Origin of the sequence: Streptomyces spinosisporus, assembly GCF_022698145.1 — a bacterium.
In the GTDB taxonomy this organism is placed as follows: domain Bacteria; phylum Actinomycetota; class Actinomycetes; order Streptomycetales; family Streptomycetaceae; genus Streptomyces; species Streptomyces spinosisporus.
In genome coordinates this window covers 1,058,003-1,070,733 of record NZ_JALDAX010000001.1, presented here as the reverse complement: position 1 = coordinate 1,070,733, position 12,731 = coordinate 1,058,003, and the positions used below count along the sequence as shown (strand labels likewise).

The window sequence follows — 12,731 nt, the reverse complement described above, 5'->3', positions numbered from 1 at the left end:
CGGGATCGGCTGGTTCGGCGGGTGGTCAGGGGGCGGGCGCCGGGCGGAAGCGGCGCCGGTATTCGGCGGGCGCCGCGCCGAGGGTCCGTACGAAGGCGCGGCGCATCGCCTCCGGGGTGCCGTAGCCGCAGCTGCGGGAGATCTCCTCGATCCCGTCCGCGGACTCTTCCAGCAGCCGGCGGGCGTGTTCGAGGCGGACGCGGTCGACGTAGCGGCCGGGTGTCATGCCGGTCTCGCCCTGGAAGGCCCGGGCGAAGTGGCGGGGCGAGAGCCGCGCACGGGCGGCCAGCGACTCCACCGACAGGTCCTCGCCCGGGTGCTCGGTGATCCACTGTTGCACTTCACGCAAGGGCTCCCGCTGTGCCGTCTGCGCGGCGAGCTGTGCGCTGAACTGGGCCTGGTTTCCGGGGCGGCGCAGGAAGACCACCAGGTGGCGAGCGATGGAGAGGGCGGTTTCGCGGCCCGCGTCCTCCTCCACGAGTGCGAGCGCGAGATCGATGCCGGAGGTGACGCCGGCCGAGGTGGCGAGGTCTCCGTCGCGGATGAAGATGGGGTCGGGGTCGACCTCCACGGACGGGTGCTCGCGGGCCAGCTTGTCGCAGACCGACCAGTGGCTGGTCACCCGGCGGCCCTCCAGCAGGCCTGCCTCGGCGAGCAGCAGCGCGCCGGTGCACACCGAGACCAGACGCGCCGCCCGCGGGCCGTTCTCCCGCAGCCAGGCCACCAGGCGCGGGTCGGGTCGCCGGGTGCCGGCGCCACCCGGGATCAGCAGGGTGTGCGCGGGCGGTGCGTCGGCGAAGGAGTGGTCCGGGACCAGGGTGAGGCCGCTGGAGGTGCGCACGGGCCGGCCGTCCCGGCTGACCGTGCGGATGCGGTACGTGCCCGGGCGGTGCAGCTCGGCGCCGTTGAACACCTCGACCGGGCCGGAGACGTCGAGGCTCTGCACGTCGTCGAAGAGGACGACCAGGACGGTTCGCATGTCTTCGATTCTTGGCGGCCCGCCCGATGGCCGCAATGACGAGCACCCCACCTTTCCTGCCATACCGTGCCCCGCCCTGGCATCCATACCAACCAGTCGGTAACGTGCGCTGCATGACTACTGCCGTCCTCGAGTCCCGCGCCGGCCGCCGCTGCCACAACATGCTCAACTCCCTTCACGCGGCGCACTACTTCTCGCCCGACCTGGGCGAGGAGCTCAGCGCCCTCGGCATCACGCACCCCAAGGCGCGCAACTTCGCCGTCCGCGGGGCCGCCCTGGGGCCGGTCGGACCGGGCACGGTGGCGGCCGTCTTCTACAACTACAAGTACGAGCTCGTGGCCCGGCACGTGCCCGGGGTCTGGGAGAGCGCCGCTCCGGGGGAGATCCTGGACGCACGCGCGCGTGCCGTCGACGCGACCCTGCGCCGGCTGCTGGGCGAGGAGATCCTGGCGTCCCGGGAGATGGCCGAGGCCGCACAGCTGGCGCTGCGGGCGACGGAGGCCTGTACGCGCCCGGCCCGGCCGCTGTACTCCGCGCACGCCGACCTGCCCGTCCCCGAACAGCCGCACATGGCGCTCTTCCACGCCGCCACGCTGCTGCGCGAGCACCGGGGCGACGGACACGTGGCCCTGCTGACGGCCGCCGGTCTCGACGGTCTGGAGGCCGTGGTGACCCACACCGCGACCGGCAAGGGCATGACACCGAAGTGGGTGTTCGCCACGCGCGGATGGAGCCAGGAGGAGTGGGACGCGGCCTGCGAGCGGCTGCGCGGGCGCGGACTGCTGGACGGCGACGGCGAGTTGACCGAGCAGGGTGTCGCGCTGCGGGCGCAGATCGAGGCGGACACGGACCGGCTCGACCGGGCACCCTACGAGCATCTGGGCGCGCAGGGCGTCGCGCGGCTCACCGAGCTGGGCAAGGCCTTCGCGGGGGCCGCGGTCGGCGCCGGGGCCTTCCCCGCGGATCTGATAGGCAAGGATTGATCGGACCCGGGTACCCGAACCTCTGCCGGCCGCCGTGGCCGGAGGAGGAAAGGGGAAATCCGTGTTCCGAGCCATAGCCGACGTCCTGCGCCAGATCGGTGGCGCCATCGCCACCGTCGTGACGCTGCCCTTCAGGGCTCTCGCCCGTCTCTTCGGCGGGGCCTCGTCCACCGCGCGCGGCCGCGGCGCCTGATTCCGGCGCCCCGGCCCGCCGGGTGCCGCCCTGATCCCCGACTGTCACTGCCACCTGCCACAATTGCGGCGCAACCTCAGTGAGAAGGCGGTACGGGATCGTGACGACACCCGGGTCCAGCGCAGTCGGGACCATCGAAGGCAGGATCGCCGAGGAACTCGGCGTACGGGAGCGGCAGGTCAAGGCTGCCGTGGAGCTGCTCGACGGCGGTTCGACGGTGCCCTTCATCGCCCGTTACCGCAAGGAAGCCACCGAGATGCTCGACGATGCGCAGCTGCGCACGCTCGAGGAGCGGCTGCGCTATCTGCGGGAGCTGGAGGAGCGGCGCGCCGCGATCCTCGACTCGGTGCGCGAGCAGGGCAAGCTCACCGACGAGCTGGAGGCGCAGATCCGCGCCGCCGAGACCAAGGCCCGGCTCGAGGACATCTATCTGCCGTTCAAGCCCAAGCGGCGCACCAAGGCGCAGATCGCCCGCGAGGCCGGTCTCGAACCGCTGGCCGACGGGCTGCTCGGTGACCCGGGTGTCGAACCGCTCGCGGCCGCCGCCGCGTTCGTCGACGCCGACAAGGGCGTTGCCGACCCGCAGGCCGCGCTGGACGGCGCCCGCGCGATCCTGACCGAGCGGTTCTCGGAGGACGCCGACCTGATCGGTGAGCTGCGCGAGCGCATGTGGGTGCGCGGGCGCCTCGCCGCCAAGGTCAAGGAGGGCAAGGAGGAGGCGGGCGCCAAGTTCGCCGACTACTTCGACTTCGCGGAGCCGTTCACCGAGCTGCCCTCGCACCGCATCCTGGCGATGCTGCGCGGCGAGAAGGAGGACGTCCTCGACCTCAGCCTGGAGGCCGAGGAGCCCACCGAGGGCCCGTCCTCGTACGAGAGCATCGTCGCTTCGAAGTTCGGCATCTCCAACCAAGGGCGTCCCGCCGACAAGTGGCTGCAGGACACGGTCCGTTGGGCCTGGCGCACCCGCATCCTGGTGCACCTCGGCATCGACCTGCGCCTGAGGCTGCGTACGGCCGCGGAGGACGAGGCCGTCCAGGTGTTCGCGGCCAACCTGCGCGACCTGCTGCTCGCCGCCCCGGCCGGCACGCGCGCGACGCTGGGCCTGGACCCCGGTTTCCGTACGGGCGTGAAGGTCGCCGTCATCGACGCCACCGGCAAGGTGGTGGCCACCGACGTCATCCATCCGCACGTCCCGGCCAACAAGTGGGACGAGGCGATCGCCAAGCTGGCCCGGCTCGCGAAGGAGCACGCGGTCGAGCTGATCGCGATCGGCAACGGCACGGCGTCCCGCGAGACCGACAAGCTCGCCGGTGAACTCATCGCCAAGCACCCGGAGTTGCAGCTCACCAAGGTGATGGTGTCCGAGGCGGGCGCGTCCGTGTACTCCGCCTCCGCGTTCGCCTCGCAGGAGCTGCCCGACATGGACGTGTCGCTGCGCGGCGCCGTCTCCATCGCGCGCCGGCTGCAGGACCCGCTCGCCGAGCTGGTCAAGATCGACCCCAAGTCGATCGGCGTCGGCCAGTACCAGCACGACCTGTCCGAGGTGAAGCTCTCGCGCTCGCTGGACGCGGTGGTGGAGGACTGTGTGAACGGCGTGGGGGTGGACGTCAACACGGCGTCGGCCCCGCTGCTGGCCCGCGTCTCCGGCATCACCTCGGGCCTCGCGGAGAACATCGTGGCGCACCGCGACGCCAACGGCCCCTTCAAGTCCCGTACACAGCTCAAGGGCGTGGCACGGCTCGGCCCGAAGGCGTACGAGCAGTGCGCGGGCTTCCTGCGCATCCGCGGCGGCGACGACCCGCTGGACGCCTCCAGCGTGCACCCGGAGGCCTACCCGGTCGTCCGCCGCATGGTGCAGACGTCCGGGCAGGAAGTGGCGTCCCTCATCGGCAACACGGCCGTGCTGCGCTCGCTCAGGCCGGACGAGTTCGTGGACGAGACGTTCGGTCTGCCGACGGTGACCGACATCCTCAAGGAGCTGGAGAAGCCGGGGCGGGACCCGCGTCCGGCGTTCAAGACGGCCACGTTCAAGGAGGGCGTGGAGAAGATCGCCGACCTGTCGTCCGGAATGGTGTTGGAGGGCGTGGTCACGAACGTGGCGGCCTTCGGTGCCTTCGTCGACGTCGGTGTCCACCAGGACGGTCTGGTGCATGTCTCCGCGATGTCGAAGACGTTCGTCAAGGACCCGCGGGACGTCGTCAAGCCGGGCGACATCGTCAAGGTGAAGGTCCTCGACGTCGACATCCCGCGCAAGCGCATCTCGCTGACCCTGCGCCTGGACGACGAGGCGGCCCCGCAGGGCCGCCAGGGCGGCAACGGTGGCGGTGAACGCCGGCAGCGCGGCGGCCGTCCGCCCCAGCAGCGCCAGCGCCAGGGCGGAGGTGCGCGCCAGGGCGGGGGCGCACGTCAGGCGCCGCCGGCGAACAGCGCGATGGCCGACGCACTGCGCCGGGCGGGACTGGTGGACCCGAAGAACGGCAAGCGGTGAGCTGACGGGGAGGGGCGGCTGCCGCCCCTCCCCAGGAGCGCCTCCCCCGAAGCGCCTTCAGCGCTCCGTCACCTTCCCGTCCGCCACCTCAAGGCGGCGGTTCACCCGGATCGCGTCGAGCATGCGGCGGTCGTGGGTGACCAGCAGCAGGGTGCCCGTGTAGGCGTCGAGGGCGGACTCCAGCTGTTCGATGGCCGGCAGGTCGAGGTGGTTCGTCGGCTCGTCCAGCACCAGCAGATTGACGCCTCGGCCCTGCAGCAGGGCCAGCGCCGCGCGCGTGCGCTCGCCCGGGGACAGGGTCGCCGCCGGGCGCAGGACGTGGTCGCTCTTCAGGCCGAACTTGGCCAGCAGGGTGCGTACGTCGACCGGTTCGGTGTCCGGTACGGCCGCGCAGAACGCGTCGAGCAGGGCCTCCGGGCCGTGGAACAGCTTGCGGGCCTGGTCGACCTCGCCGACCAGGACTCCGGAGCCGAGAGAGGCGGCGCCGGCGTCGAGCGGAACGCGGCCCAGCAGGGCGCCGAGCAGGGTCGACTTGCCGGCGCCGTTGGCCCCGGTCACCGCCACCCGGTCCGCCCAGTCGATCTGGAGGGAGACCGGCCCGAAGGTGAAGTCGCCGCGCCGGATCTCCGCGTCCCGCAGGGTGGCCACCACTGCGCCCGAGCGCGGGGCCGAGGCGATCTCCATGCGCAGCTCCCACTCCTTGCGGGGCTCCTCGACGACCTCCAGGCGCTCGATCATGCGCTGGGTCTGGCGGGCCTTCGCGGCCTGCTTCTCGCTGGCCTCGCTGCGGAACTTGCGGCCGATCTTGTCGTTGTCGTTGCCCGCCTTGCGCCGGGCGTTCTTGACGCCCTTGTCCATCCAGGAGCGCTGCGTCTGCGCCCGCTCCTGCAAGGCCGCCTTCTTGTCCGCGTACTCCTCGAAGTCGTCCCGGGCGTGCCGGCGGGCGACCTCCCGCTCCTCCAGGTAGGCCTCGTAGCCGCCGCCGTAGAGGTTGATCTGTCCCTGGGCGAGGTCGAGTTCGAGGACCTTGGTGACCGTGCGGGTGAGGAACTCGCGGTCGTGGCTGACGACGACGGTGCCGGTGCGCAGTCCCGAGACGAAGCGTTCGAGGCGTTCCAGGCCGTCCAGGTCGAGGTCGTTGGTCGGCTCGTCGAGGAGGAAGACGTCGTAGCGCGACAGCAGGAGGGAGGCGAGGCCCGCGCGGGCCGCCTGGCCGCCGGACAGGGACGTCATCGGCTGGTCCAGGTCGATCGCGAGGCCGAGGGAGTCGGCGACCTCCTCGGCCCGCTCCTCCAGGTCGGCGCCGCCGAGGTCGAGCCAGCGCTCCAGGCTCGCCGCGTAGGCGTCGTCGGCGCCGGGTGCGCCGTCGACGAGGGCCTGGGTCGCCTCGTCCATCACGCGCTGCGCCTCGGCGACGCCCGTGCGGCGGGCCAGGAAGGCGCGGACGGTCTCGCCGGGGCGGCGCTCCGGCTCCTGCGGGAGGTGTCCGACGGTCGCCGTCGGCGGGGAGAGCCTGAGCTCGCCCTCCTCCGGTGCGAGCAGGCCCGCGAGCATCCGCAGCAGGGTGGACTTGCCCGCGCCGTTGGCACCGACCAGCCCGATCACGTCGCCGGGTGCGACGACGAGGTCGAGCCCGGCGAACACGGAGCGGTCGCCGTGCCCGGCGGCGAGGTTCTTGGCGACGAGTGTGGCAGTCATCAGGCCGCCGATCCTAACGGCCGTCGGGGGCCACCCGCCGCGGCGTTTCCCGGCAGCGAGGGCCTCTCTCGTCAGCGCGCCATCGCCTCCACCAGTACGCTCCCCGCCGTCCGGGCCACCACGAAGGACTCGCCCCTGACGGCCTTGGTGTCCAGGGCGATGCGATGGCGGCCCGTTTCGAGGACGCCGTCGAAGACCTCGTGGGTGTGGGTGCGGTAGAGGCGGTCCAGGCGGTACGCGGTCAGGCGGACCCGGCAGGGCGAGGTGACCTCGATGCCGGCCTCGCCGTCGGCCGCCACCAGCCGGGTCAGCCGGCGCAGCTGCACCGGGCTGCGGTCCAGGGCGTGTTCGATCTGCGCGACGAGCAGGGGGACGATCGGGGCGAGGCCCTCGACGTACGCGACCTCGACGCCGGCCTGCTCGAAGCTGCGGCGTACGGCGGCTCGCTGCTCCTGGGTGATCGCGCGGCCGAAGGCGACGGCGCCGTAGCCGCGCAGTTCGTCGGCGGGGACGCCGTGCGCGTCGTGGGCGATGTCGGCGCCGATGCCGATGGTGCGCAGGGCCGCGGCCAGCTTGGCGAGCAGGGCGACGCGGGCGCCGATCAGCAGGACCCGGCGGCGCGGGCCCGTGGTGGCGCCGTCGAGGAGGGCGTCCAGCGCCTCGCGGTATGCGGCGCCCCGGAAGCGGAACGGCCCTATGCCGTGGTAGCCGTTGAGCTCCAGGTCGGCGTGTTCGTCGGTCTGCCAGGCGAAGTCCCGCCAGATGAAGTCCTCGCCGTCCCGCTCGATGACCGCGGTGACCGCGCCGCAGGCCAGGTCCGCGCAGTCGGGGCAGCCGTAGATGACGTAACGCCCGTCCGGGAGCGGCGCGTCCGCCTCCAGCAGCAGGCTGCGGACCTGTTCGGTGAAGATCGCGGGTGGGACGTCGGAGGCGAGCGGGGAGACGGCGTCGAGGTCGGAGAGCTGGAACAGCAGCGGCCGTCCGTCGACGACGAAGTCCACGAAGTCCCGGTGGATCTGGTAGTCACCGTTGGCGAGGACTCCACCGGCACGCATCGCCGGTGCCAGGCCGAAGGTCGCGTACTCGGCAGACATGCTGTGAGTATTCCCGGTGCGATGGCTCTCCGAGCATGTGTTGACACATTCCGTTACCGTCCCCGCGCTCCATCGGGGGTGCGGGGACGGGTTGTTCGGCGGGTGCGGGTGCGTTGGGGCTGGTCGCGCAGTTCCCCGCGCCCCTGAAGACGCTGCAGGTCAGGGGGTTGGGATGCGGTGGGTCGTGTTCGGGGCACGTACGCCCTTCAAAGGTGTCGCCTTGGGGGCGGTGCCGGTGTTGGTGGTGGCGTGGGTGAAGGCCTGGGTGCCGCCCACGATCGGGACCTGGGCCCGGGTGTGGGTCAGGGTCACGGTGAGGGTCGGTTGGTCGGTCGGGGGGTCGATGAGGTCCTTGTCGGTGCCCGCGATGATCAGGGCGAGGCGGTGGCCGGCGGGGACGACGTGGTCGGTGGCGGCCAGGTTCAGGGTGATGGTGTAGGCCTTGCCGGGGGTGAGGGGGACGCCCTTGTGCAGGGAGGCGTGGTTCCCCAGGTCGGCCCAACCGCGGCTGAAGACCGTGTAGTCGACGGTCGTCTTCTTCGCCGCCGTGTTCTTGAAGCAGGCGCTGTCGCCCGTCGTGCTCGCGCCCCAGCAGCTGCGGTCGGTGCCGGTCGTGATGCCCTCGCCGCCGTCCGCGTAGTCCCGGATGGTGTCCGGGCCGATGTCGACGAGGACCGCGGAGAGGTGGGCCGTCCTCGTCGTCGGGGTTGCGGTGACCGTCACCTTGGAGGAGCCGGACAGGCGCAGGTCGTGGGTGAGGGGGCCGGTGAGGAAGCCGGCCTTCTCGGGGGTGGACGTGGCGATCCGGGCGGCCCAGTCGGTCTCGCTCAGCTGCGGGTTGTCGGTGAAGGTCTCGCTGCCGTGGCCCTTGGTGAGGCCGAGGGTGCCGACGCCCGCCTGGGTGCCCCGGTCGGGGCGCAGGGTCGTGGCCGTGGTGCCGCGCGGGGGCCAGACCGTGGAGGTGATCCACTGGTCGGGGTGGCGCTCGATGTCGGCCATCGGCTCGCGGTCGATTCCGTTGTCGTAGCCGAGGAGTTCATGGTCGAACCAGCGGTGCAGGGTGTCGACCCAGGCGCCGCGGCGGAAGTCGAAGGGGTCGACGTGGCCGGTCTGGGAGAGCCAGATCTTGCGCTCGACGCCGTTCTTGGCAAGGGCGTCCCACCACTGGCCGAAGTGCTTGGTGCGGACGTTGAGGTCCTGCATGCCGTGGGTGAGGAAGACGCTCGCCCGTACCCTGCTCGCGTCCTTGACGTAGTCGCGCTCGGTCCAGAACGGGGTCCAGTCGCCGGTGCGCGGGGCGCCGTCGACGATCCGCTGCTGCACCGCGGCGCACCTGGCCCGGGCGTCGGGGCTGTCGACGTAGTCCGAGAGCCAGTCGGGGCCCGAGTCGTAGAGCGGGGCGCCCTGGGCGAAGTAGTAGTCGTACCAGGAGGAGATGGCGCTGATCGGGACGACGGTCTTCAGGCCCTTGACGCCGGTCGCGGCGACGCCGTTGGCGATCGTGCCGTCCCAGCTCTTGCCGATCATGCCGGTTCTGCCGTTGGTCCAGCTCGCCCTGGCGGTCGTGGCGCCGGTGCGGGTCGTGTACGCCTTGGCCCGGCCGTTGAGCCAGTCGACGACGGCCTTGGCGGACTGGATGTCGGAGCGGCCGCCGACGTCCACGCAGCCGTCGGAGCGGTTGGTGCCGGCGAGGTCGACGCCGACGAAGGCGTAGCCGCGGGGCACGAAGTAGTTGTCGTAGAAGAGCGGCATCTGGACGACGTGGCCCTGCGCGTCGTACGTCTTGAGCTGGCTCTCGTTGCCGCGGCCGCAGCAGGAGTAGTACGGGCTGGCGTCCATGATGACAGGGATCTTGCGCCCCTGCTGCGCGGGTTCGCGCGGGCGCACGATGTCGACGGCGACGCGGTCGTGCCGTCCGTCGCGGTCGCCGTCGAGTCCGGTGTCCACCCATACGGCCTCGCGGATGGCGTTCGCGTACGAGTAGACGGGTCGGCTCTCCCTCGGCGTCGAGCCGGCCGCGTGGGCCGCCGCCGGGGTGAGGAGGGCTGCCATGAGGACGGCGATGGCCGCCGTCGCGAGCGGTCTCCAGGTCGTGAAGCGCATGCGTATCGGCATGCGCGGGACGGTACATCGGTCAACTGCCGTGCAGAAGAGGGCCGTAGGACGTCATGGGCGGTCGGCAGGGGCTTCTGCGGCCGGATCGGTTCCTGTCGTGGAGGGGCCCATGTCGGCCGAATGGCGATCGTGTGACAGGCGGTGCCATGGACATGCCCGGGGCCACAGGGACTCAATAGGCTGCGAACAGACTTCGTGCCCCTACGACTTGGAGCTTTCGTGCACCGCAGAATCATCGCGCCGGGCGCACTCGCTGCGGCCTCCCTGATGCTGGCGATCCCGGCGTCCGCCGCAAGCCACTCCCCCGGCGCTCCGGGCATCGGCGACCCCTACTACCCGGCCTACGGCAACGGCGGATACGACGTCTCCCACTACGACCTGCGCCTGAAGTACCAGCCCGCGACGGACGAGTTGTCCGGTACGGCGACGATCCTGGCGAAGATGACGCAGGATCTGTCCAGTTTCGACCTGGACTTCCTGCTGGACGTCAGCGAGGTGCGGGTCAACGGCGCCAAGGCGTCCTTCACCACCTCGGGCCAGCACGAACTGGTCGTCACGCCGAAGAAGCCGCTCGACAAGGGCACTTCGATCACCGTGGTCGTGCGCTACAGCGGCGTGCCCTCGACGAAGAGCGCCTACGGCTTCAGCACCTGGCACCGCACTCCCGACGGGGCGGTCGCGGCCGACGAGCCCGAGGCGGCCTGGTGGTGGTATCCGAGCAACGACCACCCGCTCGACAAGGCCACCTACGACGTCTCGGTGGCCGTGCCGAACGGCACCCAGGCCATCTCCAACGGCACGCTGCAGTCGACGCGTTCACAGCTCGGCTCGACCCGCTACAACTGGCGTCAGAACAAGCCGCAGGCGACGTACCTCACCACGCTGGCGGTGGGGAAGTTCGACATCACGACCAGCACCTCCGAGGGCGGCGTGCCCGTCGTCAACGCCTACAGCAAGGACCTCGGCGACAACGACGGGGCCGCGCGGGCGAGCATCGAGCGCACCGGGGAGCTGGTGGACTGGCTGAGCGGCTACTTCGGGCCGTATCCGTTCAACTCGGCCGGGGGCTATGTCCCGAACACGACCACCGGGTACGCCCTGGAGACGCAGACCCGGGTCTACTACAGCCCGAAGCAGTTCGCGAACGGCGCCAACTCCTCTCTCGTCGTCCACGAGCTGGCGCACCAGTGGTACGGCGACAGTGTGTCGCTCAAGGGCTGGAAGAACATCTGGCTCAACGAGGGCTTCGCCTCGTACGCGCAGTGGTTGTGGTCCGAGCACGAGGGCGAGGGCACGACACAGGAACTGGCCGACTACGTGTACGCCTCGCATCCGGCCGACGACCCGTTCTGGACCGTGAAGCCCGGTGACCCCGGGCCGGACCACCAGTTCGACGACGCCGTCTACGACCGGGGGGCGCTGGCCATCCAGGCGCTGCGCAACGCGGTCGGCGACGATGCGTTCTTCGCCATTCTCAAGGGGTGGCCGCAGGAGCATGCGTACGGGAACGCGTCCATCGCGGATTTCCAGGCGTATGCGGAGAAGGTGTCCGGGAAGTCGCTCGGGGCGCTGTTCGACGTGTGGTTGTTCCAGCCGGTCAAGCCGGCCAGTGGGGCTCTTGCAAAGTCCGCGGGTGAGGCTTTTGCCAAGTCGGCGGGTGTGCAGCCTCGGTCGTGGAAGAAGATTGTGGCTGCTCACGGCGCCCACTAGGTAGTGCCGGGTTCGGTTGTTTGGGGGCTGCGGGGCCGATGTGGTTGGTCGCGCAGTTCCCCGCGCCCCTTAGGGGGTTGCCACTAGCTTTGTCAGGAGGGCCTCGCGGGTTAGTGGGGCCGTCTCCGTTGATGGGACTGTGCAGGCGTGGGCGCCTGCGAGGGTGCCGTAGAGGGCGCTGCGGCGGGGGGTTTCGCGGTTGAGCCAGCCGTGGAGGAAGGCCGCCGCGAAGGCGTCGCCCGCGCCGTTGGAGTCGAGGACCGGGCCGGGGGGTGTGGCCGGGGGTATGTGGGTGAGTTCGTCGTCGGCGAGGAGGTAGGCGCCCTTCGCACCTGCCGTGGCGACGACCACCTCGGCGCGGCCTCGGTCGGCGATGCGGCGCATGGTGCGTTCCGGGTCGCCGAGGGCGGTGGCGGAGAGGAAGACGACGTCCGCGGCGTGGGCGAAGGGTGCGTGGTAGGGGTTCTCGCCGTCCCAGTCGTGCAGGTCCGTGGAGAGCGTCGCGCCCGACTCGCGCAGCAGGGGCAGGGCGTCGGCGCAGGGCTGGGTGATCGTGACGTGGACGTGGCGGCTCGCTCCCGCGAGTGTCCGCACCGTGTCCTCGGGGAAGCGGTCCTCGCCCTGCGTCCGGCTCACGTCGTACAGGGACAGCCGCCTGCCGTCGGGGCCGACGAGATTGACGGCGCGCTTGGTCCCCGCCGGGTGCGGAATCGCCGTGAACGCGATGCCCTTCTCGGTGTGCAGGGCGCGGACCAGGTCGCCCTCATGGTCGTCGCCGAGCATGTCGAGGTGGTGCACCCGCAGGCCGAGGGCGTCGAGCCCCAGGGCCACGAAGTCGCCGGTCTGGCCCGCGCGGGTGCGGATCCCCTGCTCGATCATGTAGCTGTCGGCATACGGGAGCGGCAGCTGCGGCACATGGACGATCGTGTCCACACCTGCGCCGCCCAGGACGAGAACGTCGATGTCGCGGCTCATTTTCCGCCCTCCCCGTGGTCGTACACGGTGACCTTGATGCCGCGTCTCACCAGTCGCTCCGTGATCAGCGGCTCGACCCGCGACCACTTGCCGCCGGCCAGCCCGCACCCTATCCGGGGCATGTGGACGGACGCATTCAGCTCCAGGGCCTTGTCGGCGAGCCTGCCGAGGGCGGCGTCGATCGCCTCGTAGCGCACCGGGACGCCCTTGCTGCCGGTTCTGGTGCCGCGCTGGCCGATCATGTTGGCCACCCACACATACGGCTCGACCTGCACGAACTGTGCTGCGCCGAGCCCGAAGTCGTTCTTCGCGCGGTCGCGGTGCCAGGCGCGGTACGCCGCTTCCGGCTCCGGCCAGCGGCGCGACAGCGCGAGGACGAAGCCCTTCCCCCAACCTCCCAGGTCGTTGCAGACATGGGCGATCACCTTGACGCCCTTCACCGACGGCGCGGTGGCGTCACCCCGGATGTAGATGATCTCCGACATGACGCCACCGT

Annotated in this window: 10 protein-coding genes; 4 read left to right on the top strand and 6 right to left on the bottom strand. The window is 71.2% G+C overall.

Going from position 1 to position 12,731, the window contains the following annotated elements:
• Positions 1-25: 25 nt before the first annotated feature.
• A complete protein-coding gene (locus MQN93_RS04610) occupies positions 26-979 on the bottom strand; it encodes a GlxA family transcriptional regulator (RefSeq protein ID WP_242708409.1) in 954 nt (317 codons plus the stop codon).
• A 113-nt stretch (positions 980-1,092) separates the two neighbouring features.
• Here MQN93_RS04610 and MQN93_RS04605 point away from each other — a divergent pair, with 113 nt between their 5' ends.
• From MQN93_RS04605 to MQN93_RS04600, 3 genes are all read left to right on the top strand, one after another.
• Complete coding sequence (locus MQN93_RS04605) at positions 1,093-1,962, top strand: SCO6745 family protein (RefSeq protein ID WP_242708408.1); 870 nt, start codon at positions 1,093-1,095, stop codon at positions 1,960-1,962.
• A 61-nt stretch (positions 1,963-2,023) separates the two neighbouring features.
• The gene (locus MQN93_RS43850; RefSeq protein WP_016431377.1) at positions 2,024-2,155 is read left to right on the top strand and encodes an LPFR motif small protein; all 132 of its coding nucleotides are present in this window, start codon (positions 2,024-2,026) and stop codon (positions 2,153-2,155) included.
• 100 nt (positions 2,156-2,255) lie between these two features.
• Positions 2,256-4,643 carry a Tex family protein gene (locus MQN93_RS04600; RefSeq protein WP_242708407.1) on the top strand — a complete coding sequence of 796 codons (2,388 nt, stop codon included), beginning with the start codon at positions 2,256-2,258 and terminating at the stop codon, positions 4,641-4,643.
• Between the two features lie 57 nt (positions 4,644-4,700).
• Here the strand turns inward: MQN93_RS04600 and MQN93_RS04595 are convergent, their stop codons facing one another.
• From MQN93_RS04595 to MQN93_RS04585, 3 genes are all read right to left on the bottom strand, one after another.
• Positions 4,701-6,341, bottom strand: coding sequence for an ABC-F family ATP-binding cassette domain-containing protein (locus tag MQN93_RS04595; RefSeq protein WP_242708406.1), 1,641 nt, complete (start codon positions 6,339-6,341; stop codon positions 4,701-4,703).
• A 71-nt stretch (positions 6,342-6,412) separates the two neighbouring features.
• Complete coding sequence (locus MQN93_RS04590; RefSeq protein WP_242708405.1) at positions 6,413-7,435, bottom strand: oxidoreductase; 1,023 nt, start codon at positions 7,433-7,435, stop codon at positions 6,413-6,415.
• 159 nt (positions 7,436-7,594) lie between these two features.
• The gene (locus MQN93_RS04585) at positions 7,595-9,550 is read right to left on the bottom strand and encodes a Xaa-Pro dipeptidyl-peptidase (RefSeq protein ID WP_242708404.1); all 1,956 of its coding nucleotides are present in this window, start codon (positions 9,548-9,550) and stop codon (positions 7,595-7,597) included.
• Positions 9,551-9,769: 219 nt separating this feature from the next.
• Here MQN93_RS04585 and MQN93_RS04580 point away from each other — a divergent pair, with 219 nt between their 5' ends.
• Positions 9,770-11,260 carry a M1 family metallopeptidase gene (locus MQN93_RS04580; RefSeq protein WP_242708403.1) on the top strand — a complete coding sequence of 497 codons (1,491 nt, stop codon included), beginning with the start codon at positions 9,770-9,772 and terminating at the stop codon, positions 11,258-11,260.
• Positions 11,261-11,329: 69 nt separating this feature from the next.
• Here MQN93_RS04580 and MQN93_RS04575 read toward each other — a convergent pair whose 3' ends face one another.
• Both MQN93_RS04575 and MQN93_RS04570 read right to left on the bottom strand, forming a co-directional pair.
• On the bottom strand, positions 11,330-12,235 hold the full coding sequence (locus MQN93_RS04575) for a PfkB family carbohydrate kinase (protein ID WP_242708402.1): 906 nt from the start codon (positions 12,233-12,235) through the stop codon (positions 11,330-11,332).
• On the bottom strand, positions 12,232-12,720 hold the full coding sequence (locus MQN93_RS04570; protein WP_016431384.1) for a macro domain-containing protein: 489 nt from the start codon (positions 12,718-12,720) through the stop codon (positions 12,232-12,234). The genes MQN93_RS04575 and MQN93_RS04570 overlap by 4 nt, the downstream gene beginning before the upstream one ends.
• Between the last annotated feature and the right edge of the window lie 11 nt (positions 12,721-12,731).

Bases quoted from the DNA above. Each gene is read 5' to 3' on its own strand.
- MQN93_RS04610 (WP_242708409.1), bottom strand. From the start codon at position 979: ATGCGAACCGTCCTGGTCGTCCTCTTCGACGACGTGCAGAGCCTCGAC.
- MQN93_RS04605 (WP_242708408.1), top strand. From the start codon at position 1,093: ATGACTACTGCCGTCCTCGAGTCCCGCGCCGGCCGCCGCTGCCACAAC.
- MQN93_RS04595 (WP_242708406.1), bottom strand. From the start codon at position 6,341: ATGACTGCCACACTCGTCGCCAAGAACCTCGCCGCCGGGCACGGCGAC.
- MQN93_RS04590 (WP_242708405.1), bottom strand. From the start codon at position 7,435: ATGTCTGCCGAGTACGCGACCTTCGGCCTGGCACCGGCGATGCGTGCC.
- MQN93_RS04585 (WP_242708404.1), bottom strand. From the start codon at position 9,550: ATGCCGATACGCATGCGCTTCACGACCTGGAGACCGCTCGCGACGGCG.
- MQN93_RS04575 (WP_242708402.1), bottom strand. From the start codon at position 12,235: ATGAGCCGCGACATCGACGTTCTCGTCCTGGGCGGCGCAGGTGTGGAC.
- MQN93_RS04570 (WP_016431384.1), bottom strand. From the start codon at position 12,720: ATGTCGGAGATCATCTACATCCGGGGTGACGCCACCGCGCCGTCGGTG.